At 47.1% G+C, this 25909-nt stretch carries 20 protein-coding genes, 1 tRNA gene and 1 pseudogene; 14 read left to right on the plus strand and 8 right to left on the minus strand.

Going from position 1 to position 25909, the window contains the following annotated elements; genetic code table 11:
* Positions 1-145: 145 nt before the first annotated feature.
* A tRNA-Met gene (locus PHT49_00655) sits at positions 146-222 on the plus strand.
* Positions 223-734: 512 nt separating this feature from the next.
* Here PHT49_00655 and PHT49_00660 read toward each other — a convergent pair.
* From PHT49_00660 to PHT49_00675, 4 genes are read right to left on the minus strand one after another with little or no spacing between them, the layout of a single operon-like run.
* Positions 735-1943, minus strand: a complete 1209-nt coding sequence (locus PHT49_00660) for a hypothetical protein (GenBank protein ID MDD5450399.1) — start codon at positions 1941-1943, stop codon at positions 735-737.
* A gap of 53 nt (positions 1944-1996) precedes the next feature.
* Positions 1997-3043 carry an AI-2E family transporter gene (locus PHT49_00665; protein MDD5450400.1) on the minus strand — a complete coding sequence of 349 codons (1047 nt, stop codon included), beginning with the start codon at positions 3041-3043 and terminating at the stop codon, positions 1997-1999.
* 13 nt (positions 3044-3056) lie between these two features.
* Entirely contained in the window at positions 3057-3959 is a 903-nt protein-coding gene (locus tag PHT49_00670) for an HAD-IIB family hydrolase (GenBank protein MDD5450401.1), read from the minus strand.
* A 6-nt stretch (positions 3960-3965) separates the two neighbouring features.
* Positions 3966-4415: an SH3 domain-containing protein gene (locus PHT49_00675; GenBank protein ID MDD5450402.1), complete on the minus strand. Its 450-nt coding sequence runs from the start codon at positions 4413-4415 to the stop codon at positions 3966-3968.
* Positions 4416-4766: 351 nt separating this feature from the next.
* Here PHT49_00675 and PHT49_00680 point away from each other — a divergent pair, with 351 nt between their 5' ends.
* From PHT49_00680 to PHT49_00700, 5 genes are all read left to right on the plus strand, one after another.
* The gene (locus tag PHT49_00680; GenBank protein MDD5450403.1) at positions 4767-6035 is read left to right on the plus strand and encodes a M23 family metallopeptidase; all 1269 of its coding nucleotides are present in this window, start codon (positions 4767-4769) and stop codon (positions 6033-6035) included.
* Positions 6036-6678: 643 nt separating this feature from the next.
* Positions 6679-9330, plus strand: coding sequence for an SUMF1/EgtB/PvdO family nonheme iron enzyme (locus PHT49_00685; GenBank protein ID MDD5450404.1), 2652 nt, complete (start codon positions 6679-6681; stop codon positions 9328-9330).
* A 59-nt stretch (positions 9331-9389) separates the two neighbouring features.
* On the plus strand, positions 9390-9740 hold the full coding sequence (gene avd, locus PHT49_00690) for a diversity-generating retroelement protein Avd (protein ID MDD5450405.1): 351 nt from the start codon (positions 9390-9392) through the stop codon (positions 9738-9740).
* Positions 9724-10818, plus strand: coding sequence for a reverse transcriptase domain-containing protein (locus PHT49_00695; GenBank protein MDD5450406.1), 1095 nt, complete (start codon positions 9724-9726; stop codon positions 10816-10818). The genes avd and PHT49_00695 overlap by 17 nt, the downstream gene beginning before the upstream one ends.
* 356 nt (positions 10819-11174) lie before the next feature.
* Entirely contained in the window at positions 11175-13244 is a 2070-nt protein-coding gene (locus PHT49_00700) for an SUMF1/EgtB/PvdO family nonheme iron enzyme (protein ID MDD5450407.1), read from the plus strand.
* Positions 13245-13640: 396 nt separating this feature from the next.
* Here PHT49_00700 and PHT49_00705 read toward each other — a convergent pair whose 3' ends face one another.
* Positions 13641-13952 (minus strand): hypothetical protein, encoded by a 312-nt coding sequence (locus PHT49_00705; protein MDD5450408.1) that lies wholly within the window; start codon positions 13950-13952, stop codon positions 13641-13643.
* Positions 13953-14208: 256 nt separating this feature from the next.
* Between PHT49_00705 and PHT49_00710 the strand changes: the two genes are divergently transcribed.
* Positions 14209-15291 carry an IS630 family transposase gene (locus PHT49_00710; GenBank protein MDD5450409.1) on the plus strand — a complete coding sequence of 361 codons (1083 nt, stop codon included), beginning with the start codon at positions 14209-14211 and terminating at the stop codon, positions 15289-15291.
* A 48-nt stretch (positions 15292-15339) separates the two neighbouring features.
* Here the strand turns inward: PHT49_00710 and PHT49_00715 are convergent.
* Positions 15340-15852: pseudogene (locus PHT49_00715) on the minus strand (integrase core domain-containing protein).
* Positions 15853-16184: 332 nt separating this feature from the next.
* Between PHT49_00715 and PHT49_00720 the strand changes: the two are divergent.
* From PHT49_00720 to PHT49_00745, 6 genes are read left to right on the plus strand one after another with little or no spacing between them, the layout of a single operon-like run.
* A complete protein-coding gene (locus PHT49_00720; protein ID MDD5450410.1) occupies positions 16185-17021 on the plus strand; it encodes a metallophosphoesterase in 837 nt (278 codons plus the stop codon).
* Complete coding sequence (tmk, locus tag PHT49_00725; GenBank protein MDD5450411.1) at positions 17005-17658, plus strand: dTMP kinase; 654 nt, start codon at positions 17005-17007, stop codon at positions 17656-17658. Before PHT49_00720 ends, tmk begins: the two co-directional genes overlap by 17 nt.
* A 2-nt stretch (positions 17659-17660) precedes the next feature.
* Positions 17661-18545: a thymidylate synthase gene (locus PHT49_00730; GenBank protein MDD5450412.1), complete on the plus strand. Its 885-nt coding sequence runs from the start codon at positions 17661-17663 to the stop codon at positions 18543-18545.
* Complete coding sequence (locus PHT49_00735; GenBank protein ID MDD5450413.1) at positions 18542-18880, plus strand: MazG nucleotide pyrophosphohydrolase domain-containing protein; 339 nt, start codon at positions 18542-18544, stop codon at positions 18878-18880. The genes PHT49_00730 and PHT49_00735 overlap by 4 nt, the downstream gene beginning before the upstream one ends.
* 7 nt (positions 18881-18887) lie before the next feature.
* Positions 18888-19802: a radical SAM protein gene (locus tag PHT49_00740; protein ID MDD5450414.1), complete on the plus strand. Its 915-nt coding sequence runs from the start codon at positions 18888-18890 to the stop codon at positions 19800-19802.
* A 13-nt stretch (positions 19803-19815) separates the two neighbouring features.
* Positions 19816-20241: a hypothetical protein gene (locus PHT49_00745; GenBank protein MDD5450415.1), complete on the plus strand. Its 426-nt coding sequence runs from the start codon at positions 19816-19818 to the stop codon at positions 20239-20241.
* Between the two features lie 192 nt (positions 20242-20433).
* Here the strand turns inward: PHT49_00745 and PHT49_00750 are convergent, their stop codons facing one another.
* Positions 20434-22677 carry a bifunctional alpha,alpha-trehalose-phosphate synthase (UDP-forming)/trehalose-phosphatase gene (locus PHT49_00750; GenBank protein MDD5450416.1) on the minus strand — a complete coding sequence of 748 codons (2244 nt, stop codon included), beginning with the start codon at positions 22675-22677 and terminating at the stop codon, positions 20434-20436.
* A gap of 144 nt (positions 22678-22821) precedes the next feature.
* Positions 22822-23859 carry a mechanosensitive ion channel family protein gene (locus PHT49_00755; GenBank protein MDD5450417.1) on the minus strand — a complete coding sequence of 346 codons (1038 nt, stop codon included), beginning with the start codon at positions 23857-23859 and terminating at the stop codon, positions 22822-22824.
* A 271-nt stretch (positions 23860-24130) separates the two neighbouring features.
* Here PHT49_00755 and PHT49_00760 point away from each other — a divergent pair, with 271 nt between their 5' ends.
* On the plus strand, positions 24131-25909 hold the full coding sequence (locus PHT49_00760) for a chloride channel protein (GenBank protein ID MDD5450418.1): 1779 nt from the start codon (positions 24131-24133) through the stop codon (positions 25907-25909).

Consider the following 25909-nt stretch of genomic DNA (forward strand, 5'->3'; position numbering starts at 1 on the left):
CTCAACACCATAATTACATAAGGATAATGCAGACAAAAGCGCCGACGACGACCGCATAACTATTGAGGGCAAAAAACCGTCTGGATTTTTCTATTGACAAGATACCTAAAATTTAGCATTAAACCACTGTCGGGTTTTTTACATTGGCGGCGTAGCTCAGTTGGTCAGAGCACGCGGCTCATATCCGCGGAGTCCGGGGTTCAAATCCCTGCGCCGCCACCAATGTCCGTTATTTTCATACCTGCGCATCTACATACCTTTCCCTGGTAACCCATATCCTTTCGCTGCCTGATGGACAGCCTGTGTCAAAAACCACACTTTCTTCGTGGCCATTTATCATAGAAATAAACCACTTGCAGCCCAAAAGATAGGCTTATACGCAAAAATAGGCCGAAACTAGCCGATCAAATTATGGTATGTTATTTGCATTATCTAGAGGCTAAGGAGGTAAAGACTATGATAACTTATATATGTGAACACTGGAAACAGGTTGCAAGTTTATCTGCCTTTGTACTGTTGTTCTATTTTTCGGTATGCGGTGTTCTCCACCTGCAGGCTGAAACGGACATGAAGTACAAAAGATGCTTTGTCTCAGAGCGTTACACCCTGAATTAATACTTATTATTCAAGGGCCTCTACTTCCTGACATTGCTTAGACGATGGTTCCCTGCCCGTATTCTTCCATATTAAACCCCACACTGTAATAAAGGGCTATATGTCGCAACGCTATATCTTCATAAGGCATTATCTTTATCCACAGCTTCCAGAAGCATATCAAAAAAATCCGGCAGGGCGGAAACAACCCGGCTCCAGTTGGGAATCAGAGGGATACCCAGCGGGTCCTCCAAGGTCTGTTCACCCGCTATCTTGATACTATCCGCAAATGCTTCCACGGCTACTGCCTCTTCATGGCGGTCAAACGATAGGGAATTTATAATGGCATCGTCATGGTAGCGTTTAATGGCATCCTGGGCCTGTCGCACATAGGTAGTGCGAAGAGATTTGAAAAAGCCCTCGGAAAATACCACCCCTTCACCGGCCAGGGTCCGAAAAAGATTCTTGGCAATATCCGTCGTCATCTTCATCAAGCCTTTAGAGACGTCTTCGGCGGAAAGCTCCTGATGCTTATGCTCGTAATTATCGGCCAGATCCGCCTGGCAGATGCCGGCGAGTGTACAGTTCCGGTAAACCTCGGCTAACACTCCTACTTCCAGCCCCCAGTCGCTGGGGATGCGGTTCCGCCAGGCCAGGTCAGCAACCATGGCAAACTCACCGGACAGAGGATAGCGGAAGCTATCTAAATAGCCCAAAAAGGGTGTATGCCCCAGCATCTGCATAAGGCTTCGTATAAGTGGGGTAACAAAGAGGCGGGTCACCCGTCCGTGCAGCCGGTCTGTCACCCGACTATAATAGCCCTTGCAGAATTCATAGTTGAGCCTGGTGCTGGCGATAGGGAAACAGAGACGGGCCAGTATCTCTGTATCATAGGTCAGGATGTCGCAGTCATGCAGGGCAATAACCTGAGACTTCCGGGAGGCCAGCACATAGCCGTAGGCCATCCAGGCGGAAAGCCCCTTGCCTTTATCAAACCGGCTGAATTCCTGTTCTATGGCCTTATAAAGTGGCTCCAGACGCGGGCCGTCATTCCAGATAATTACCTTCTCCTGGGGAAGCCGGGAGAAAAACTCCCTGGCATATCTGAACTGTTCCGCATCTGTTCGTCCCATAGTAATCACGATCTGCCTGAGATAGGGAACCGCCCTCAAAACCTCTACAATTTTGGGCAGGGCCTCTCCCTCCAACTCCGAAAACAGGGCCGGCAGTACCAAGGCAATCGGCCGGATCTTTGTATAACGCATTAATTCCCGCTCTAACGCTGCCTTGTTTTCGCGATTCAGTCGATGCAGTGTGGTAATAACCCCGTTTTGAAAAAAATCACTCATGAGACGATACCTCCTTAGCCTCTTCTTCCTGTCCTACAAACGCCCAGCCCCGGTTAAGCATCAGCGCCGGTGTCTATTCTCCTGAATATCTCAATAACGGATACAAAAGTGGCCAGCACCAGCGGCCCCATGATAAACCCTATTAAGCCGAACAGTTTTATCCCGCCCAGGACGCTGAAAAAAAGGGGAAGAAAGGGCATCTTTGTCCTTTTACCGATGATAAGGGGTTTTAATATATTATCGACCAGACTGATTCCGAAGGCCCCGATAAGGGCCAGGGCTATCCCTTTCCATATCAGGCCTTCAATAAATAGATAAACGGCGGCCGGAGCCCATATAGCAAAAGGACCAACCAAAGGAACGAAGGAGGCAATAGCCATAGCCAACCCCCACATAACCGGAGAGGATATACCGAGTGCGGCAAAGGCAATGCCGCCCATAGTTCCCTGGACTATGGCTACAATTACGCCTCCATACATGGTGGATATCAGAATATCCTCTATTTGTTTGACCAGCCCGTTTTTCTGTTCCTCAGAAAAAGGAATATAATCACGGAGCTTTTCAAGAAAGCCCGGTCCGTCCCTCAAGAGGAAAAATATGGAGATGGCCATCAGGATAAAGTCCAGGGTGATAGTTATGAGGCCGCCGGCTCCCCTGGTGATTCCGCCCACCAACTCTTTACCCAGTCGCGAGATATTATCCATGATGGCCTTGTTTATTTCATTCTCAGGGATGTTAAACAAGGACGCCAGCTTATCTATCACCACCCTTATCATCGGATGTCCGGTTATGTCTTTTATGGCCTCGATCTTTCCGCTTTCCGCATACTCGGTCAGGGCCCCCAGTTCCTTTACCAGCAAGAAAAACAGGTATGAGAAGGGGCCGATAATTATTAACAGGATGACAACGAGGATGATGAGAGATGTAATGGACTTCGATTTTATATATCTGAGGATAAAGGCATAGGCCGGGTAAAACAAAACGGAAAATACAACCGCCCAGGCTATGGGGAAAAGAAATGGCTCCAGTATCCGATAACTCAGGAAACCCAGGAGCAATACAAAAAACACCAGGGTCAAAAAATAGAACCTGTTACCCATTTCTCGTCGCCTCTTAGCGGTTTGTTTGACGTAACCCTTGCCCTTCTCTTACCAGATCCAGAACGGCACGGTTCCATCCCCTTGGCCCCACGTCCGGCGCGTAAATAACCTTCTTTTCCGTTGACCACGGGGCATATTGCCCGTCCTTTTTCCTGACCAGGACCGGAATCTCCACATTTTCCAGCATCGGGAAATCGTTGGGGCTATCCCCGAGGCCAACGCTGACCAGCGCCCGGCCTGCTGTTTCATATAACTTCTTTAGTATTTGTACGGCCTTGCCTTTATCATTGTCGCCTATCAGATGATAAAACCGCCCTCCCCTCGTAATCTTAAGTCCTCGTTTTCCCGCCGCTCGTTCTAAATCCGCAAGCCTGGCCTCCTCCTCTAAAACGCCCTCCGGCGCATCTTCGAAAACAAACGGCTCGGAATAGTCGCGCCGCTGCGCCAAGGCGGCCATATCTCTACCCAGCCCGGTAAGTTCAACCACCTGATCCACAGACATCTCAGAAAATCCGGAAAGCTTAAGGCCTGTTTCCGCCTTGATGGCGGCAAAAAGATCTCCAATTCTGCTATACTGCGTTCCTAATTCTATAATCTTATAATCTCCATATTCAACAAAGGCCATATCCCCGGTATCCAGGATTCCCTTCGGGATAAAGATGGCCGCGCCATTTTCCACAATAAAGGGGTCTTCCAACCCCAGTTCTTTCCTGTAATACTCGATCTCCGCTCTTGTCTTGCTGGAGCAAAGGATAAGGGGGATTCTCTGATGCCTTATATAATCCAGGGCCTCAAGGGCATCCCGGTAATCATAAGTATCGTGGTCGAGAAGCGTCCCGTCAAGATCGGTAAAGATAATATACCGGCGTCTATCAGGTGTAGGGTTGCACTCCTGTATCGGGGATGACGTGGACATGCTCGCCTAATCACCCCAGAGCAATTTTCCATGTATCCAGCCGGTAAGGCCGTTATCATGTCTGACCTTGACCCAACCTCCCTTCTTCTTCAGCAATCTGAAAACCACCCCGTGCTCGGCCTGCCCCTTTACTTTATATCTGATCCCCGGGCCGGACCGGACGTTGATATTATCGCCCTTCTTGGAAACGATAACCGTGCGTGTCTTTGAGAGAAGGGAGCGATATACCCACCCTATATCGCTTTCAAAGTCAACCACCCTGGCCCATTTCCCCTTTTCCCTGAGCACCTTGAGCGGATAGCCGGAAAACACCTCATAAAGAACGGAATATCTGGTCCCCGGGCCGGACCTTATACGGGCATTGTCTGATTTGATGCTGACCATTTTCGCCCAGGAAGCAGCCGTAAACGAAAAGAATATCGCGATTACCATCAGCATCAAAATATTACGTCTCATCAATTTATCCTCCCGTGGATTTTTGATTTTGATCGATGAACCGCAGCCGAAACTCATAGGTAACATAAATGGCCATTAGTTATCAGTCACTGGCTAGGCGTGGAAAGATTTCACTTTTACCAATGACAAATGACCACTGACTAATGACGTTTGGCTGGCGACCTTCTATATCATAACCTAACGAAATGGCAGGGCCACGTCAACCCCTTTAACTGAAAATTGCCTTCAGTGAGTTGACATTCAGTGTGAAGCCGTGCTATAGAACCCTAACCCTGATTCCTTGAGAATCCATTCCATCAATTCTGTTACAAGATAACATTTAAGGTCCGACTTTCTGTGAAGTCTCTTAGTATGATAAAAAAGGGTGCTGCGGCAGCCGTCCTGTGCCTGTGGGTTACGGTGTTAGGCGCCCTGTTTGTATCACTCAACTACCTGAAAACAGAGGTCCTTCCTTCCGGGGAGCACGATTCTCCGGAATGCGCCATAGTCTCTAAAATTATATCGGGCGCTTTGAGGGGAACGGAAACGTTTTACGACTCTCTGAGGAGACACCGTGTACCGGCTGAGGCAATAAAAACCGTTATAGGTTCCTTGTCCGAGTTGATCGACTTCCGAAGGTGCAAACCCGGCGTACAGTATGAAATTGAACTTTCCCCGGCCGGCGATGTAGTCCGGTGCCGGTACAGCGTCAGCCCCGTGGAAGTCTATACCCTGAAAAAGGAAAAGGATAATTACAGTGTCTATGCGGAAGATGTTGAGATCGAAAGACACATTGTGAAACTTTCCGGTGAAATAACATCTTCTCTATTTGAGTCATTTGGGGAGTCAGGTGAAGATGACCGCCTGATCCTGGCCTTTGCAGAGATATTCGCCTCTGACATCGATTTTAACACTGAACCGCAGCCCGGAGACCGCTTCTCCATGATCTTTGAAAAATATTTCAAGGGCGATCAACTGGTCGGCTATGGACATATACTGGCAGCGCGATACGAAACAGCGTCAGACACTTACGAGGCTTATTATCATGCACGCCCCGGTGAAAAGGGCGCCTACTATGACACGCAGGGCAAATCCCTCGGCAAGCATTTCCTGCGCTCTCCGGTGCCGTTCAGCCGCCTGACATCAGGTTTCAGCCGAAGCAGAAGACATCCTGTCCTGGGGATAAACAGACCGCACCTGGGAATAGACTTGGCCGCCCCTACCGGGACGCCGGTTCTGGCGGCAGCAGACGGTGTGGTTGTCTTTAGCGGACGGCGCGGCGGATACGGAAACCAGGTCGTTCTTAACCATCCCGGTGGGTACGAGACCTATTACGGTCACCTGTCCCGTTTTGCCCGAGGAATAAAAGCCGGGGCAAGCGTAAAACAAAGAGAGACCATAGGCTTTGTTGGGGCTACCGGATTAGCGACCGGCCCCCATCTCGATTACCGGATAAAGGCAAAGGGCGCCTTCCGCAATCCATTTTCTTTGCGTTTCAGGCCAAAGATGGTTTTAAGGGAACGATCGCTTGGCCGCTTTTTGGCCAGGAAAGAAGAACTGTCGGACATAATAGGTATGGCCGCCCCTCGCTATGAGAAAAGTCTCGGTAGCTGCAAGGCCAGCCAGGTCTCTCTCATTTAACGACAGGGTAATGAAGTTGTGCTGAAACCAAGCCCGTCTTTGGGTATCCTTTCTCCTCTACTGAGGATTTTCTTCCAAGTCAAATGATGAATTCGTAAAAAAGCCTTTTCACCGCTGAGTACGCAGAGCCCGCAGAGAAAAACTTTAAACCGTTCGGCTGGCTCACGGTCATGAACCGGGTCGAATGACTGTTCAATATGTTATCTCGGCGTTCTCGGCGACCCCTGCGGTAATTTTGACTTTTTACGAGGTCATCAAATAACTGACGCAAAAAGAGGCGCTTTCGTTTGCATATCCGGGGCAGGGCCACGTCAAAGTCAACCCCAGCGAATACCTAAAATCCCCCTAAATCCCCCTTTACCAAAGGGGGATTTCTCAATTCCTCCCTTTGGAAAAGGGAGGTCAGGAGGGATTTTTAACATAGAGAAATCATTCCACTAAATCAGCACGATAATGTTTACTTTGACGTTCCCGTGTATCCGGGGTCAAATCTCTTGACGGTCAAGATTATCTTTGTGGTATAATTGCGCGACTGTGGGACCTTCCTCACCCATTTGTCTATAGCAAATTTTTTTACCGGCTCCCCTATCATCATCCGTTGATAACAGCCCCATGCTCAGGAGTCTGAGCAGGGAGGTCTTGGATGAACCTTCATGACATGCTCAAAGGGAAAAGCGTTGCAGACGGGAAGATAGATCTGCATAAGCACATCTCCGAGGTAAAGGACCACGCGGCAAGATGGCTTGAAGGGATCCCCAAGAATGCTATAGATCATTCCCGAAGACTGGAAGATTACTTAAATCGCTTGATCCCGGACGAGTTTAAGAAACGGCTCAAGCCTGCTGAGATATTCATCCTCCTGTATGCTGTCTATCTCCACGACATCGGCTACCGGAACAAAGATGGCACCATAGAATCCCGAGACCATCCCCTGCGGAGCAAGCAGTACATACTAGAGAACCCAGACAAATACCTTTTTGACCGATTTCCCTGCATGAATCCGGGAGAGCCGCCCTTGGCAGCTCAGGCAGTAGCGGAGGTCTGCTATGGCCATGCATCTGAATCACTGTGCCGTCTTGAGGATATCCAATATGACTTTGGAGATGCCTGTCTGTGCCAGGAACCCATAAATCTCCGGCGGATTGCGGCGCTTCTCAGACTTGCCGATGAAATGGACCAAGCTTATGTACGCCTGGGACCTTCTTTCTTTAGAAAACATATCTCCTTGGTTGACATCGGTCAGGGTATTGTAAGATGGTATTGGCAAGGTGACGAAGGCGTTGGGAAAGTCCTTCATGAACAGGCAGACAAGATTAACGAAGTCCTTGAACCGGTGAACAGATGGCTCTCTGAATGGGAACTTCCAAAAACGACCGTTGTTTTAGACCCACGGGTGAAGAAGCCACCGCCACCGCCTCCACCTCCAGGGCCTGAAGACTACGAGAAATTCATCCCTAAACACTATATTCCTCCAAGATGCCAGGATGAAGAGGGAAAAGATAAAGGACTTCTTCACAGCTATGTGCAGGACTGGCTGAACAACCTCGGCCGTAAGGTCCTAGTCGTGCTTGGTGACTTCGGGATTGGAAAGACGTCTTTCTGTTACAAATTTGCCTCTGATCTCACTGGCTCCCGTGCCCCGGTCTTGATCGAACTCCGGACGATGCGCGAGAAAAAGAATCTCCACTGGCAAGAACTGATCAAGCGGGAGATAGACGACCGGAGGCCCTCGTCTGAAGATATTCTATTGATCCTGGACGGATTTGACGAAGTCTCCCTGAGATTTGATAAGGAACAGGTCCTCAGAGAAATCGAGAGTCTCTCGAAGAGTACGAGAGACTTCGCCAAGGTGATTTTCACCAGCCGGACCCAGTTCTTCCGGGACGTGCAGGAAGAACGGGAGATGTTATTTCGTGAGCCGGGCAGACCTTCCAGGGGCCCCGTACCCCTACCTTACCCGGAGAGATTTGAGAGGATATATATCTCTCCCTTCAGCGATGTAGATATCAAGGCCTACTTGGAACTTGAACTCGGTAAAAAGGGGGCCTCGCACTTCTGGAGCAACGTTATAGAGAAGGTTTTTGATCTGAAGGACCTGGCCAAGCGTCCTATTCTCCTGGAACTCATAGCCAGGCACTCTGAAGATATCAGGCAGATAAAGGGCGCAGTTACCGCCGGCAAGGTCTATGGAGCCGTTACCGAGGCCTGGAGAAGGCGGGAGGGAGAGCGTGCGCCGGAAAACATCATGCTTTTCATGGAGGAGCTGGCCTACCGGATGTTTACCAGGCAAGAAAAACAGCTCCATTTCAGGACTCTAAGGGAAGCTATCGACTCATACTTTGACGATAGTACTAAGAGAAAGCTCAAGTTGTCTCTCGACAACCTGGATTACCAGATACGCACATCTGCGTTTCTCAAACGCAATGACGCCGAGGGTTACTACGCCTTTGCCCACCGCTCTTTTGTTGAATATTTTGTGGCCAGGAAGCTATCGAGGGAGATACCGGAAAACAAGGCCCAGGAGATAGAGATCACCGATGAGATAGCCCTTTTTGTCTCGGAACTCATAGACCCTTCGGTCTACGAAAGGGTTGAATCACCGCAAGGCGCTGAGGTTCCCGAGGACATGGTCTACATCCCGCCCGGGCAGTTTATCATGGGCCAAGGAGATAACATCCGGATAAGGAGCCTGGAGAAGGGATTTCTTATAGATAAGCATCCCGTAACTAACGCCCAATTCTGCGCCTTCCTCAACGAGCGCGGCAATCAGAGTGAAGGCGGCGTGGAGTGGATTAACCTGGCAGGGGGTTATGAGAAGGAGAGATGCCGGGTAAAGAAGGACGGCGATCGCTTTGAAGTGGAGCCTGGCTATGAAGAGTATCCAGTTATCTACGTGACCTGGTACGGGGCGAGGGCCTATGCAAAGTGGGCTGGAAAGAGATTACCGGCAGAGGAAGAATGGGAGAAGGCGGCCAGGGGAATAGATGGGCGCGCTTACCCGTGGGGAGACGAGTTTGATAAGGAAAAATGCAACACAGCGGAGTCAGGTATCTTGGAAACGACACCGGTTGGCAAATATCCGGACGGCGCAAGCCCTTATGGTTGCCTGGATATGGCTGGAAATGTCTGGGAATGGACTGATAGCTGGTACGATGAAGAAAATGACTTAAAGGTGCTGCGGGGCGGTTCGTGGCTCATCAATTGGGGCGATGCCCGGTGCGCTTATCGCGACGGGGCCTCCCAGTGTATGGGGACGGCATCATCGGGTTTCGTTGCGCCAGGACCTTATAAATAACCCTTTGCCCTTTTTCTCTTTTACCCTTTACCGCCGGAGGCGGTCGATATTTTTTAGCCATGCCGCAGGAAGTTGACGCCATAACCAAGCTCTATGACTTCATCCTCTGGATGATTCCCAAGCTTGAAAAATATCCCAGGAGCCAGAAGTTTCTCCTGGCGGATAGGATAGAGAACCTGATGCTCGACACCCTCGAACTCCTAATCGATGCGGCATACTCCAAGAAGAAAGGGGAATTACTACGGTCAGCGAACTTGGAGCTTGAGAAGCTGAGGTATCTGGTGCGGCTGTCTAAAGACCTCAAGCTCCTCAACGTCAAAGAATATGAGTTTTCCTCCCGCTCCATTAATGAGATAGGGACTTCCATCGGCGGCTGGCTGAAATACACACGACGTGAAAACCTACAATAGCCTGTTCGACAGAGTCGTTTCCTTTGAGAATCTCCTGCTTGCGGCGCAAAAGGCCCAGAAGGGGAAACGCTTCAAAGAGTCCACCGCCCTTTTCAATCTCGAACTGGAAAAAGAACTCGTCCGGCTTCAGAAAGAACTGGCGGAGATGACATACAGGCACAGTCCGTACCACGATTTCATCGTACACGATCCAAAACAGCGGGTTATCAGCGCTGCGCCTTACCGCGACCGGGTCGTGCATCATGCGCTCTGCAACGTCATAGAACCGCTGTTCGATAAGGCGTTCATTTTCGACTCTTACGCTTGCAGGGTGGCAAAGGGTACTCATGCGGCTGTGGACAGATATACCGAGTTCGCGCGGAAGAACAAGTACGTCCTTAAGTGCGACATTCAGAAATACTTCCAGAGTGTTGATCACGACATACTGTTTGAAAAGATTTCGCGGAAGATAAGATGCGGAAAGACGCTGTGGCTGATAAGAGAAATAATCGGTTCGCGATCTGACAAAGGCCACATGTTTTATTTCCCGGGTGATGACCTTTTCACTCCCGGTGCCAGGCGAAAAGGTATCCCCATAGGGAACCTTACCAGTCAGTTTTTTGCCAATGTCTACCTCAATGACTTTGACCACTTTGTGAAGGAAGAGCTGAGATGTAAGTACTACATTCGCTATGTCGATGATTTTGTGGTGTTCGAGAACGTGAAAGGGTTCCTCCATGAGGTCAGGGCGCGCATGGAGAGACATCTTGAATCATTGAGGCTAAGGCTCCACGAAAGAAAATGTCGAGTCTACCAGACCCGTGATGGGGTCAGTTTTCTTGGATACAGAATCTTTCCCACTCACAGGCTGTTGAAGAAAAATAATGTCCTAAGAACGAAGAGAAGGCTGAAGAGGCTGTCCGGCCAATACAGGGACGGGGATGTCACTCTTGAAAGGATAAATCAGAGCATACGAAGCTGGATAGGCCACGCAAGCCATGCCGACACCTATCTGTTAAGGTCTCGGGTGTTGGGGGGCGTGGTTTTTCAGAGGGGTGAGGCCAAAGGTGCTGCGGGGCGGTTCGTGGAACAACAATAGGAACAATGCCCGGTGCGCTAATCGCAACAGGAACAACCCAGAGAATAGGAACAACAACATCGGGTTTCGTTGCGCCAGGACTTGTATAAATCTAATGATGCCGGAGCTCCGTCTTTCACGGAAGACGGAGGGGTGTATCATATAAGTCCAGGCCTCGCTCCTGCGTTGGCTTGCCAAAAGCCAACCGAAACATCAACCCTCTCGGCCCGGGCTGGTAGCTTTCAAGCGAACGTTCGGGCGGAGAATTCAGAAATGACAGGCCGGGTCTATAAAATAGTGGCAAAGAGGCTTCACGTTTCAGGCGGCAGGCACGGCTGGGATAAGGAGAACACGACAAACTGACCCGAGGGGGCATCATGGTTAAGCAACTCAACATCAGATCGGATATCTACTGCGAAAAGGATCTATTGGGATTTGACAAGTACGTCGACACTCTTAGCGGCATGATTGAAGACACGGACTTCAAGACGCCCTTCTGTATAGGTATATTCGGAAACTGGGGAAGCGGAAAGACGAGTTTCATGCACCTTCTTGAGAATAGGCTTAAGGAGGGCGAAGGCAGCCCCCGTGTCATCCCCGTATGGTTCAACCCTTGGAGATATGAGAAAGAAGAACATTTGATCATTCCATTTTTAAAAACCATCCAACACGAGATAGAGAAATACATTAAAAGTCAAAAGGGAACGAAGACAAGGCTTGCCGAAGGTTTGAAACGTGCCGCCACAAAGGTGGGCGAGGTGTCGGCAGCCATTGCCTATGGCATAAAACCGGAGTGCAAGTTGGGCGGCTTTGGCATCGAATTCGATATTGCCAAAATGGCGGACCGGGAAGAGGATCTCGCCAAAAGGAGACTGGAAAAAGCAAGAAAGATATCAGATAAGCTGTCGTCCATCTACTACGATTCCTTGACCGAATTAAAGAGCGCCATTGATGAAAAGAGTTTTCGGTTGGCGGTTTTCGTCGATGATCTCGACCGGTGCCTTCCGGAAAAGGCGGTTGAACTCTTTGAGGCGATGAAACTGTTTCTTGATATCGAGGGCTGTATTTTCATTGTAGGCGTGGCGAAAGATATCGTTAAAAAGGGAATTTCTTACCGGTACCGGTTCCTTGAATCTAAGGAGAAGGAACCCGGGGGCGCTGGCATATCATCGGAAGACTACCTGGACAAGATGATACAGCTTCCCCTTGAACTTCCACCGATCGAGCCCGGAAGGAAGAGGATGTTCATTGAATCGTTAATAGGTGATGCCGGGGGTTTCAGGGAGCACGCGGATATCATCGAAATCGGCGTGGGAGATAACCCGAGGTCCCTGAAGCGATTCATCAACCTCCTCGCATTTACGGTAAGGCTGGCGGAGACGGTTAAGGCGAGCATTCTTGAGGACAGAGTGGATCCGAAGGAGAGCGACGACCACAAGGAACTCCTCTGGAAATACTTCATCCCGCTTTTTTATACAAAATGGACGATCATCGCCTTTCGTTTCCCAAAGGTTCATTCGGATATCAAAGGGAATCCGGAGAGATTGGTCGAGTTGCAGAAGGCGGCCAGAGGGGAGGCAGAGAAGGCTGCAGGTCTCGAAGAGAGCGGAGAAAAGAAGAAACCTGTTGAAGCAATAGATGACCAGCTGAAGAGAGTCCTTTTAAAAGGGGAACCCTTCCCGGCGGATGCATGGCTGATGGCGAGATTTGTCCACCTTACGGAAGCAACGCGTGTTACCGCCAAAGAAGAGGCATCTGCCGGGTACAGCCAGAGGTTTGAACCGGGCGACATGGTTTGGATTCCGAAAGGCAGCTTTTTCTATGGCGATGAAAAACTCGGAAAGAACATAGAGTATGAGTACGTTATTGACGTATTCCCTGTTACCAATAAGCAATACAAAGCATTTCTTGATGACGAGAAAGAACATGAAGTTCCATACATAGAAGAGGATTGGGCCCAAAAGTATAAATGGGACAAGGAAAAGAGGTCCTATCCTGAAGGAAAGGGTGATCACCCGGTAGTGCTCGTCAGCTATCAGGATGCGCTGGATTTTTGCAGGTGGCGGTCTCAAAAGGAGGGAAAGAACCATAGACTGCCCACTGAAGAGGAATGGGAGAAGGCCGCCAGGGGCATAGACGGGCGGGTCTATCCCTGGGGGAACGAATTTAATAAGGCGAAGTGCAATACCTATGAATCGGAAATTGGCGGGACCACACCCGTTGGCAAATATCCGGACAGCGCCAGTCCTTACGGTTGTCGTGATATGGCAGGCAATGTATGGGAATGGACTGATAGCTGGTACGATGAAGGGCAAGACGCGAAAGTGCTGCGGGGCGGTTCATGGACCCGCTATGGGGTCGACGCACGGTGTGCTCTCCGTGGCAGGTACTTCCCGGGCGACAGGGGCCTCGGCACCGGTTTCCGGTGCGCCAGGGATTTAGAATAATTACTCTTTGCACTTTAACCCTTTTACCCTTTACCGCCGGAGGCGGTCGACAATTATTGAGTAGTGCCGTAACAAGTTGATGCCATAACCAAGGTCTATGACCTTATCCTCTGGATGATTCCCAAGCTTGAAAAGTACCCCAGAAGTCAGTAAGTTCTCCTGGCGGGCGGGATGCGCTTAACCCAACTTCCACAGTTATGAGAGATAACGAGTCTGTAGAAAAAGCCCGATTCCCACTATGTTCCGACTCGTAACCATTTGATTTTATTAATAGCAAATTTGCGAAAAGAGACTTTTCCTACAGACTCAACGTTCGGCCTGAGTCGCTACGCCTCGGGAGCTGCTCTTTTGAACCCTGCTGTCTCGCCGGTCGACTCCAACCTGCGTACAGCCTTGTTAACGCTTTTCTTGAAGCCAAGGTTGATAACGGAGCAACTCCACGAGCAGGGAGTACACCTTATCCCTATTTTGTCTTAATTGTTTTCGGTAAGCCAAATCCCTTGATTCTAGTTCGGCACGGGATTCCAGCGTGAGCGATCCATCTTCTTTTGTTATAGCTGTCCAGTGGGGGCACCTGGTCAGCATGCCGATTTGTCCTGCATAGAATCTGCCCATGTTCAGTTCCGCAACAAAACTGACTAGTTCGCTCGCATCATGACGTAGTGTATCCACGGAAGCGTCATCTTCGATAGAATCCAGGAACTGCATTCGGCAAAATAGTGGATGGAACTGGGAAGAAAGGATCGAGGGGTCCTTATATTGCCTAAAAAGTTGCAGCTTCTTGCTGTCCATCTTGCTTGTCGGGCTGTGTAAGTCGGTTAGGTGGCAGTTGGGGCAAAGTGGTAGCAGGTTCAGAATGTCATTGTTGTCGGGGTTCTCGTCTATATGATGGACTTGTGGACTACTAGTGTAGTGTCTCAGTAATATATTTACAATTTCTATTTATTGTGTTATAGTTGGTGTCATGTGGAAACCAACCGATGCTTTGCCGATGACAATGGAACAGAGAAGAACGCTTGAGGGGTGGATCCGAGCTGGAACGACGCCGCAGAGAATGGTTTTGCGATCCAAGATATGTCTGCGTGCAGCCGACGGACGATCCAATAACGCCATTGCCAAAGAGTTGGGCACGTCTCGTCCAACGGTTCTGCTTTGGCGAGAGCGATTCCTCAAACAGGGGGTTTTGGGATTGTCTGAAGATGCACCCCATGGTCCGAGCGCTCAATGTTTGGCCCCCCAGAAAGTTAAAGCGATTGTGGAGACGACTCTCCAGACGGCTCCTCCCGGCGCGACTCACTGGAGTACCCGAATGATGGCCGAAAAAATGGGCGTGAGCCACTCCAGCGTCGCACGAATTTGGAATGCCCATGGGTTGCAGCCCCATCGAACCAAGGGGTTCAAGTTGTCCAAGGACAAACGATTTGTTGAAAAGCTGACGGACGTTGTCGGTGTCTATTTGAATCCTCCGGATAAGGCCCTCGTACTGTGTGTCGACGAAAAGTCGCGAATCCAAGCGCTGGACCGAACCCAACCCGGGTTGCCGATGAAAAAGGGACGATGTGGGACAATGACGCACGATTATAAACGTAACGGGACCACCTGCCTTTTTGCAGCACTCAATGTCCTTGAAGGCACCGTTATTGGCACCTGTTATCCGCTTCATCGCAACGAGGAGTTTCTAAAGTTCTTGCGCAAGATTGATCGTGAAACTCCTCGGAAACTGGATCTCCACTTGATCCTGGACAATTATGGCACTCACAATCATCCTAATGTGAAAACATGGCTCCAACATCATCCGCGATTCCACTTGCATTTCACACCGACCAGTTCTTCTTGGCTGAACCTCATAGAACGATGGTTTGGTGAAATCACGCGCAAAAGGATCCGCCGAGGCGTCTTCAAGAGTGTTCCAGAGTTGGTTGCTGCTATCAAAGAGTTCATTCGATTAAACAATCAAAACCCCAAACCTTTTGTATGGACCAAGAAAGTTGAAGAGATCCTGGAGAAGGTTAATCATTGTAAAGCCGTTATTGAGACACTACACTAGGTGCACCGCGGAACTTGTCAATGAAAATGAGACACCTCCATAAAGAATTTAGTGTCGCAATGGATCACTATTTTCTGACGCCGGTTTATTGATCCAGACCGCCTCGGGCAAGGCCATCGGTTTTGGCATCTTCCCCTTGAATCGCTCCGGATGTTTTGCAAAAGCATCATTTAGAACTACTTGACGCTCCCTGATAATTTGTTCAGTCTGTCCGTAATGGACATTTTCCGGGGTGAGGAATCCGATCCCGGAATGGTAATGCCCGGTATTGTACCAACCGAAAAATCCCTGGCAGAAGGACCTGCTGTCCTCGGCATACCCGAAGCGCTCCGGGAACTCCGGCCGGTATTTCAGGGTCTTGAACTGGGCTTCCGAATAGGGGTTGTCATTGCTCACATAAGGCCGGGAAAGGCTTTTGGTAATCCCCAGATCAGCAAGCAGGAAAGCAACCGTTTTTGAGGTCATACTGGGTCCCCGATCAGAATGGATGCTCAGTTGACTTGATTGAATTCCCTGTTTCTCGCAGGACTGTTCGATCAGTTTCTTTGCCAGAGATGACGATTACATTGGCACAGAGGGCGCGCCGGTCTGCGCTGCGTACCGAACCAGACCCGGCTTCCTGCTAATAACGATGCCCATTCCGACATTTTTGGGGGCCAACCCGTTTCGAAATCTTCCCTACCTATACTGTTTCATCTTGGAATATCGATCAATTCCTGATATAAAATCAAACATCACAACTATACTGAGCCGATAAATTTCCAAATAATGGCTAGCGGTTCAGTTCAACAGGACTTTTTACGGTCGGCTTAGCGCTGTAAGAACTCTTATTCGTTATGCGTTTCTAAAATGTCCTGACTAACCTAATTTGTAATAGATAACGAAAAATAATAATGCATATCATCCATTTATCGGATCTACATTTTTGTACGGGCATCCCTCTTGCTATGGATGAGGATAGAGTAATTTCCGCTATCAAGAAAGCTGTTTCTGATACCTCTATCGATTGTCTTTATTTATGTATCACAGGAGACATTGTCCTTAAGGGAGATGTTAGGGCTTACACACTAGCAGAGTTTTTTCTGAAAAAATTATGTTCCGAAATAAAAATTAAAAAGGAGCATATAATAATTTGTCCTGGTAATCACGATTTTGTAGTCAGTAAACAGAGTTTTGACGATTACAATAAATTCGTTTTCAGTTTAACACGCAATGACGCACTCATGCTGTCAAAGCACTCAATTTCGCCTTATTTTATTAATGAGTTATGTTTCCTGGTTGTAAATAGTACCTATCATTTAGATCACACTTATGGCCTCATAGAACTTAATAGATTGCAAGAAGTTATGGAAGGAATTGACAGCTGCTGTGATAAAATATTATGTTTGCACCATCACTTGTTGCCGACTGATGACTTTTCGTGTTTAAAGAATGCTTATAGTCTTTTAAATCTTTGCACCTCTACCGATATCAAATTAATATTGCATGGTCACAGACATATGAACTTGCATTTAACGGTTGGAAATTCCTCGTTATTGATATCGGGGAGCGGTTCATTGTTTCAGACTTCTCGACAAAGTGGTTATACAAATCAGTTCCAAAGTCTAATTATCGACAGAAATAATAGTAAGATTTATCAAAAAATATTCAGATACTTAATTGATAGTCATGATAAGAAAAATGTAGATGATTTTTACGTTGAAAGGTACGAATATGGCATATTGCGATAAAGGTTTTTTTATTGTTTTCGAAGGTATTGATGGTTCTGGTTCTTCCACGCAAGCCAGATTACTATATGAATATTTACTTTCAAATTCATTAGTTGGTAAAAAAGCTGTTCTCACAGCTGAACCGACATTTGGGCCTGTAGGCCAAGTAATTAAATCTATTATGCAGGGAAGGCTGGTCACCTGCATGGATAACAAAATGGATGATCGATTATTGGCTTATCTTTTTGCAGCTGATCGGCATGATCACTTATACAACGCTGTCAATGGGATTGCAAAACGGCTAAACGAACAATATGCTGTAATCTCTACCAGATACTATTTATCCTCTTTAGCTTATCATGTATCCGATAATGCTGATTATCGGTTTGTGTATTCATTGAATAAGAATTTTCCAAATCCAAACATAATCTTCTACTTAGAATGTCCAGTTGACGTTGCCATTGAGAGACTTAAAAAAAGAGATCATCTTGAAAAATATGAGAATAAAGAAAAGTTATCAATGGTTGAGCGTAACTATCAAGAGGCAATAAGCCATTACAAGGATGTATTGTATAAAATAGATGGGGCTAAATCCATCAAAGATATCCACAGCAAAATAGTACGCATAGTTCATAAGTTGCTAGAGGAAAAGAAATGAATATGCTCTCAGACTTTATAAAGAGCGCTGAAGAATCTTGTAGTAACGGTCGAGTTTTTAACCTCATTCTTCAGGGGGAATTTCCTATTGCAGAAATTGATTCAACATTTGTTCGGGTCCACACTGAAAAAGCCGTTCAATGGCAGGCACGAGAACGACCTGAATCATTGATAATTAATCACGGTGAATATATACATAAATATGGCGATGCCATTGAGTATGTTATTGACGAACTAAAGCGAAAACCAGACTCAAACAGAGCTGTAATCAGTTTGATTAATTGTAAGGATATATTGCATAGCGGGGATCGTCCTATACCTTCATTTATGATTTTTCAGTTTAGTTTTAAATCTCATCAATGCATAGTATGCACAGCATATTTCAGGGCCTTAGAAGTCTCCAAATTTTTACCATCAAATATTGCCGAAATTTGCTTAATTCTAAGGGAAATAAAAGAGAAAATTCCATCAATTGAGCAAGTAATGATAACAATTCATGCCTTTAGCGCATATTCAAATAAGGATTTTTATTGTCTAGAGGTATCAGAGATCGACTTAGATAAGAATAAAGGTGCTATTGCTATCGCTGTGGCTAAACAGGATTACGTTACTATCTCCAGCCTGCTTCAGTCCAAGCTTAGGGATGAGTCGTATGTAAATACCAATGGCATTACAGAGCTGCAGAATGCTTTACGCCTATGTTCCGACAATTATGACAGGAGGATAATTAGTAATATAGGGGCTTGCCTCTTAAACATGAAGCGACTCCAGCGAATTAGAAGATCCTCCTCCCACTCACATGAAGTTTTAAGTCTGAATCAGAAGATACAAACCATTTTGAGCGATACCATAAAAATCTTGCACGAGACAATAAGAGGACGATCATGACATTAGCAGAGATCATGAAGCTTCAAAAACTATTTGATGAAAAACATAAAGGTGCCTTTTCGTGGCACCAAAAGATCAATTCTGAAAATATTCATATATTAGAGTATCTGATTATTGGCCTTATTGGCGAGGTCGGAGAATTAGCTAATATTATAAAAAAAATACGGCGCGGAGATTTAACTTATTCTGAGCATAAGGATGATATTGCTGAAGAGATTGTAGACGTATTTATTTACTTATTAAAGATGGCATACCAAAATGATATTGACATTGAACAAGAATTTCTAAGAAAATTAGAAAAAAATAAAAGAAGATTTAAAATGTTTGAGCTGTGACCTTGTAATGATAAAAGAAATTTCTATTGATCTCACATATAAGTGTCCATTTCGATGTATCCATTGTTCGAACGAGCCGTCTTGTTTGCACGAACAGTTGTCCTTTGAAAATTATAGCTTGATGCTTAAGTATTTCATAGAGCATCATAGCCTGAGAATCGTAGAATTCGGAGGCGGGGAGGCTTTCTGCCATCCTGATTTTATTAAAATGGCTAATTTAGTTCCTGAAGGGATAAAAAAAATTATATATACTTCCGGCTGCCTCGGACTTAAAGGCCATGATTTTTTAACCTTGCAAGATACTGCTCTTCTTAAGTCATTAGGTTTTGAACAAATTAGTATTTCTGTTTACAGTCATCTTTCCGCTATTCATAACCAAATAATGAAGTTAGATAACGCTTATAAAAGAGTCATGTTTTCTCTTGAGAATTTGCAAAAAGTGGGACTTAGAATTTGCATTCATATTGTTGTGACAAAATTAAATATTGATCACCTTGGAGAAACTGTAGCTTCTCTTTATAAACGCTTTAATATTTCTAATTATCGCCTTTTGCGTTTTGTGCCACAAGGGATCGGGTATTTAAATCGAAAAAAACTCGAAGTCGATAATGGGCTTGTTGACCTAAAGAATTTTTCCAAGAATATGATGCAACAATTTAACGAGATAAATATTTCTTATGCTGGGTATCCTGCAATTATTAAATGCCGACCTCATAAAGAGATTAAAGATAAATGCTCGGCTGGTATTGAGTTTGTTCATATTCTTCCTAATTCAAAAATAATTCCTTGTCCTTCTTTTAAATGGCTGAAATCTGATTGTAGATATTCTCTATCATTGCTGGATATTAATAGGTTGGGGCTTTGGAGGGCAACTAAAAGAAATGACTGTTGGCAAAAGGAAGTTCGGTCATCTAACAGGTGAAGGAGTAATTACAATGAATATACAAAAATTGATTGATAAAATTTGGAAAGACCCTTCTATGAGTGATGATGAAATCATATCAGCCATTCAGAAGCTCCCATCAAACCAATTAGCATTATTGCATGGATTATATCAACATATTAAAAATGATACGGTCGACGCTTGGCTGTGTCGTGTGGATACACATCATGACTATACAATCAACAGCTTTACTAAAGCATCACTCGATGAGCGTAACTTTTTTAGAGATATTATCATTTGCTTCTATCTGTCTGAGTATAGATTGGATGGCCTTTTGTATTGGCCCGGTGAAATGAGGGATAGACAATTGAAAGATATGATAAGGAGTTATGGTCTAAACAAGGATGTTCTTCTTACAATTCATCAAAATTGGGTTTGTATTAAGAAAATGGTTGGTCGTGTAAAATCTTTTGTGTAAATTCTGAAATCCCGCGAAAGCGGGAATCCAGAGAAAAAAGACTGGATTCCGGGTCAAGCCCGGAATGACAATAATACATGAAGATAGGACATTAATATTACAGGTATCAATAAATCCTTCGTATGTTGTAAGCAATGCTCAAGCTTGCTAACAATCTGAAATAAAAGCTAGAGATATTTGACTATCAGGGTGCTATAGATTAGCAAACCATGAGACTTTTGATAACCCTATAAGTTGTTCAAAGAACACCCTTACCTCTTCCTGCCTCTTTAAATAGTAATCTGCCTCCGGGTTTCCTCCAATGCAGATGGATACGCCTCGTCCCTTTATGGCCCTAAAGGCGTCCTCGTCCGTGGTGTCATCACCCACGTAGATCGGCATTTTTCCTTTCCCGACCTTTTCCATTATCCATAAGACTGCCTTTCCCTTGTTCCAGGCCGTCAGCGGTCTGATCTCGAAGACCTTTTTACCCGCGGTGATCCTGAAGGTATCTTCATATCCCCTTACCGTCTCCCGGAAGGCATTTAAAAACGCCCCTATATCTTTGAGGCTGACCTTCCTGAAGTGGATGCTGGCCGTAATGCCTTTATCTTCAACCATGACGCCCCGGATCGGCATCAAATCTTCCCTCAATCTGCGCAAAAGCCCTTCCAGCCTGTCTCTGTCACCTGCCGATTGACCGCAGACCGCCTGCCGCCTGCCGTTCCAGATCTCAGCGCCATGATTCCCCGCATAGATAATATCTTCTATCCCAACCCTTTCCTTTATATCCTCAAGGGCCCGTCCGCTTATTATGGCTATAGGCATCTGTTTCTTTAATCTGAGCAGGATATCGCGAATCTCGTCCGGGATGAACGCCTTATCCGGCGATTCAACAATAGGACTCAGCGTACCATCATAGTCGAGAAACAAAAATGTATTCTTTACCGGTATCCTGTCGAGATTATCAAACAGATAACGGCCTGTCGCAGATTTCATCCAACAGATATTGACAATCTCATGGAGAACATCGGCGATCCATTTATAAATATCATTTGCTCCTACCTGCTGCCTGAGAACGGCCATACGGCCGGCCTTTTCGGTGTGCGGCATCTTCAAGGCCTTGTATATCAAATCAGAAAAGCCCTCCACATCGTATGGATTTACCAGCAGGGCCCCTTCCAGCTCCTCGGCAGCGCCGGCCAGCTCACTCAAGATTAACACACCATGTCCATCGGCCTGGGAGGCTACATATTCCTTGGCCACCAGGTTCATGCCGTCATAAACAGAGCTTATTATAGCTACGTCCGCCATCCGGTAATAGGCCACCAGTTCCTGGTGCTCCACCTTCCTGTCGATGTAAACTACAGGCTTCCAATCCGCCGTTGAGTGCTTCCCGTTTATCCTGGCGATAAGCTCCCCGACGGCCTTCTGGTAACTCAGGTATGGCTCCTTCGTCCGCGTCGGGACGGCGATCTGGATAAAGGTAAACCTTCCCCTGTACTTTGTATATCGTTCGAAGAACAGGTCAATAGCCTGAAGCCTCTTGATAAGGGCCTTGGTATATTCCAGCCGGTCCACACCGATACCGATGTAACCTTGATCAAGCCTATGTTTTTCTTTTATTCTTTTGATGGCGTTAACAGCCCGTCGGGACATGGCCATAGAGTGGAACTTCTGATAATCAATGCTTATGGGAAAGGCCTTTAGCCTTGTGGCATGTCCTTTATAAGTGACCACTGCATTCCGGTAATCCAGCCCGGCATCCAGGCATTCCTTCACGCAGTCCATAAAGTTCTTCGCAAAAAGAGGGATCTGGAAGCCGATAAGGTCATTGCCTAAAAGACCTTCCAGTATCTCCTTTGCCTGCGGACAAACTCTGAAGACGCCCCAGTCAGGCCAGGGGATATGCCAGAAATGTGCAATGGTCAGGTCAGGCTTGCAATTCCTCAGGAAACCGGGCAGAAGGCAGAGGTGATAGTCGTGTACCCAGACGACGGAATCGCCACCGCTTTCCTCAAGAACAGCCCGGGCAAAGATCCGGTTAGCCTTTTTATAATCTTCCCAGAATCTTTTCCTGAAATAGACCCTATCCAAGGTTATATGGCAGAGGGGCCAAAGTACCTGATTGGCGTACCCATGATAATAATTTTCAGTTATGCCTGAACTTAGCCAGACCCGCTTTAAGGTATATGAAGGGTTTCCGGGTGGGACGGGGATGCAACTCTTATTATCCACGACATCTTTATCCCTGCTTCCGCTTCCCCAGGCCACCCATATTCCCTTGGCGGCCCTTAAGACGTCGTCCAGAGCGGAGGTAAGGCCGCCGGCCGGCCTGTCCACTTTAATCTGTGCCCCTACCTTCTTATGGATGTAAGGCTCCCGGTTAGAGACGACCACCAGGTTCTTGCCGGAAAAATTCTCTTCGAGAAGCAATTGTAGCCTGTCTGAATTCACAATCCTAAGATATCTCTCCCTTTATTCTCCAGTGCGTACCAACCAGAAAGATAATTGCACTATCTGCCTGGTCTTAAACAAGTTCGTCCGGGGCAGAAAATCATCTATTCCTATTCCATCTGCTCTCCCGAAAACACGTCTTTTTTATTTATCCGGTCCTTTTTCTTCCTTAAGATAAACCGTCCGGTGCGGAAACGGAATCTCGATCCCCTCTTCTTTAAACCTCTTGAATATCCTCTTTCTAAGTTCGTGCTGGGCGAGATACTGGTCAACAAACTCTTGCACCTGGCATATCAGGGTAAAATCGAGTGAGCTGTCCCCAAATCCGGGGATGAATCTGACAAAAGGCTCCGGGTCGGCCAGCAGACCGGGTATCTCGCCGACAGCCTTTTTTGCCTCTTCGATAAGGACGCTCTCCACCTTTTCGGGATCGGAGCTATAACTTACGGAGACCGGGATCAGCAGAGACATCCTTTTCTCCGGCAGGTAATAGTTAGTCACTATGCTCTGGGACAGTTTGCTGTTTGGAATTACCACCATATTGTTAGGCAACATCCTGATCCGGGTAGTCCTCCAGGTAATATCCTCGACATAGCCCTCCTGACCGTTCTCAAGCCTTACGAAATCTCCGATCCTTACGGATTTCTCCAGGAGTATATGCACGCCGGCAAAGAGGTTGGAGAGGGTATCCTGCAAAGCCAGGGCCACGGCCAACCCGCCCACACCCAAGGCGGTGAGAAGAGGCGCTATTGATATACCGAGAGTGGTAAGTATTATCAAAAAACCTACGATCAAAATAGTACCCTTTAAGATACCATGGACGAGACCGGTGGTGGGTATGGGAATAGCCGACTTCTCAATATAATTTCTAAATGCCTGTCCGGCCAGGTTAGCGGCGGCTATGGTGGCCGAAAGGATTAAAATGACGTGAATGGCCTTGCTTATATAAGATACGTATTTGGCTGGAAGTTCGGATATACCAAAACCAAGGTATAGTCCGATGGCAATGCACCAATAAACAGATGGGGTCCGGAGAGAGTGTACTATAAGGTCATCAATTTTGGTATGGCTCCTTTCCGCCCAGCGGTGAAGAACTCTAAAGGCCATGCTCCTTACAAAAAATAGGACTGTTACAGAAAAAAGGCTTACTAAAATCGGAATGGTCATGCCTTTAATTGTCAAATTCGCACCTCCGGGACACACTTTTTAGGGAAAATCTGAGAGCTTAAAAGGACGTCTTGGTGATCCTGTTATAAGGTAACACAGGACCGGCCAAAGATACAAGCCCTACCCGGCTACTACTGCACCGCTTTTCTCTACACGATAAATTCTTTTGAGCCGCCTGCCCCGAGCCTATTCCTTTTCATGCTGTAGCTATTGACATTTGCAGCCTGGATTTCTATAACCAATATGAGATAATCTTAAATACACATTGAATAACACCAGGCTAAACTTGAAAATCGATAAAGCGCAATTCTTTGCCCTGGGCAAATGGTTTTTAAATTATGTCCTGATCGGTGTTATCGCCGGTTGCGGTGCTATCATATTCTATTTCTTATGCCAGGTTGGGCTGCATTATTTTCTGGATTTCTTAGCTGGTTACCGCCCGCCCCATCCCGCTGGTGAAGCCCCTTTATTCAAGGAATTCTCGACTCCTTTCCGGCGGTGGGCGCTGTTGCTGGTGCCGGCCCTGGGTGGGCTTGTCAGCGGCTGGCTGGTTTATACTTTTGCCCCGGAGGCAGAAGGCCACGGCACCGACGCCGCCATTGAAGCGTATCACAAAAAGGGAGGGTTCATAAGATCCAGAGTCCCCGTTATTAAGACCCTGGCCTCTTTTATAACTTTAGGTACGGGAGGCTCAGGAGGACGGGAGGGCCCCATTGCCCAGATTGGAGCCGGCTTTGGCTCATTTCTGGCTACCCGTTTGAAGCTATCGGACCGGGAGCGCCGGATCATGCTGGCCGCAGGTATGGCGGCCGGCGTAGGAAGCATATTCCGGGCGCCGTTGGCTGGTGCATTATTTGCGGCTGAGGTTTTATACAAGGAAGCCGAGTTTGAATCTGAAGTCCTTATCCCGGCCGGCATTTCTTCCGTGGTGGCCTATTGTGTCTTCTGCCTGGTTTTTGGCTGGGGGTCGCTCTTCACCACCCACGATTTTGTCTTTAATGATCCACGCCAGCTCTTTCCATATTCGGTTCTTGCCCTAATACTGGCCGGCGCCGCCTTTCTTTATGTCAAAATTTTCTACGGCGTCCATGATATTTTCAAAAAAATAAACCTCCCTAATTATATCAAACCGGCCATGGGCGGCTTTCTTACCGGGTGCATCGGATTCTTTTTACCCCAGACACTGGCCTTCGGGTATGGCTTTATACAGATGACCTTGAACAATTTGGTGGCCATCCCCGTTTTAGTTGCGGTGGGACTGGGCAAGATATTGACCACTTCCCTCTCTATCGGTTCCGGTGGAAGTGGAGGGGTCTTTGGTCCGGCCATGGTTATAGGAGCTTCTTTAGGTGCAGCCGTGGGGCAGGTTTTTCATTACTTGATGCCCGATATAGTGCAGCAACCAGCGGCGTTTGCTATCGTGGGTATGGCTGGTTTCTTTTCCGCGGCCTCCAAGGCCCCGTTTTCTACCATCATCATGGTAAGTGAGATGACCGGTTCTTATCATCTGCTTCTTCCGGCCCTCCTGGTCTGTACCCTGGCCTTTATCTTTTCGCGGAAATGGACCATTTATCATAAACAGGTTTCTTCACGCATTGATTCACCCGCCCATGCCGGAGACTTCCTAACGGATCTTTTAGAAGGACTAACCGTCCGCAGTCTGGAAAACAAGATAAGAAACATAATTACCGTACAAGAAAATGTTAAGTTCAAAGATTTCTTATATACCTTCTCTCATGCGGAGCAACACTACTTTCCGGTAATAAACAGTCGGAATAAGTTAACCGGCATCTTCTCCATTAATGATATCAGGCACCATCTCTTCGAGCATGACCTCGATGACCTGGTCATCATGAAAGACATCGCCTGGTCAGAAGTCATAACCACGCATCTCGCCGAAGATCTGCACACTGTCCTGAAAAAATTCACAGCCAAAAATATTGACATGCTGCCCGTGGTAAGGGAAGACAACCCCGGAGAACTAAGCGGCATGTTATCCCGCCGGGACGTAATCGAATTGTATAATCAGAAGGTCTCTGACCTGCAACGTCTGAAGGGGTCTTGA

It is taken from the genome of Desulfovibrionales bacterium (genome assembly GCA_028715605.1).
Taxonomy (GTDB): domain Bacteria; phylum Desulfobacterota; class QYQD01; order QYQD01; family QYQD01; genus QYQD01.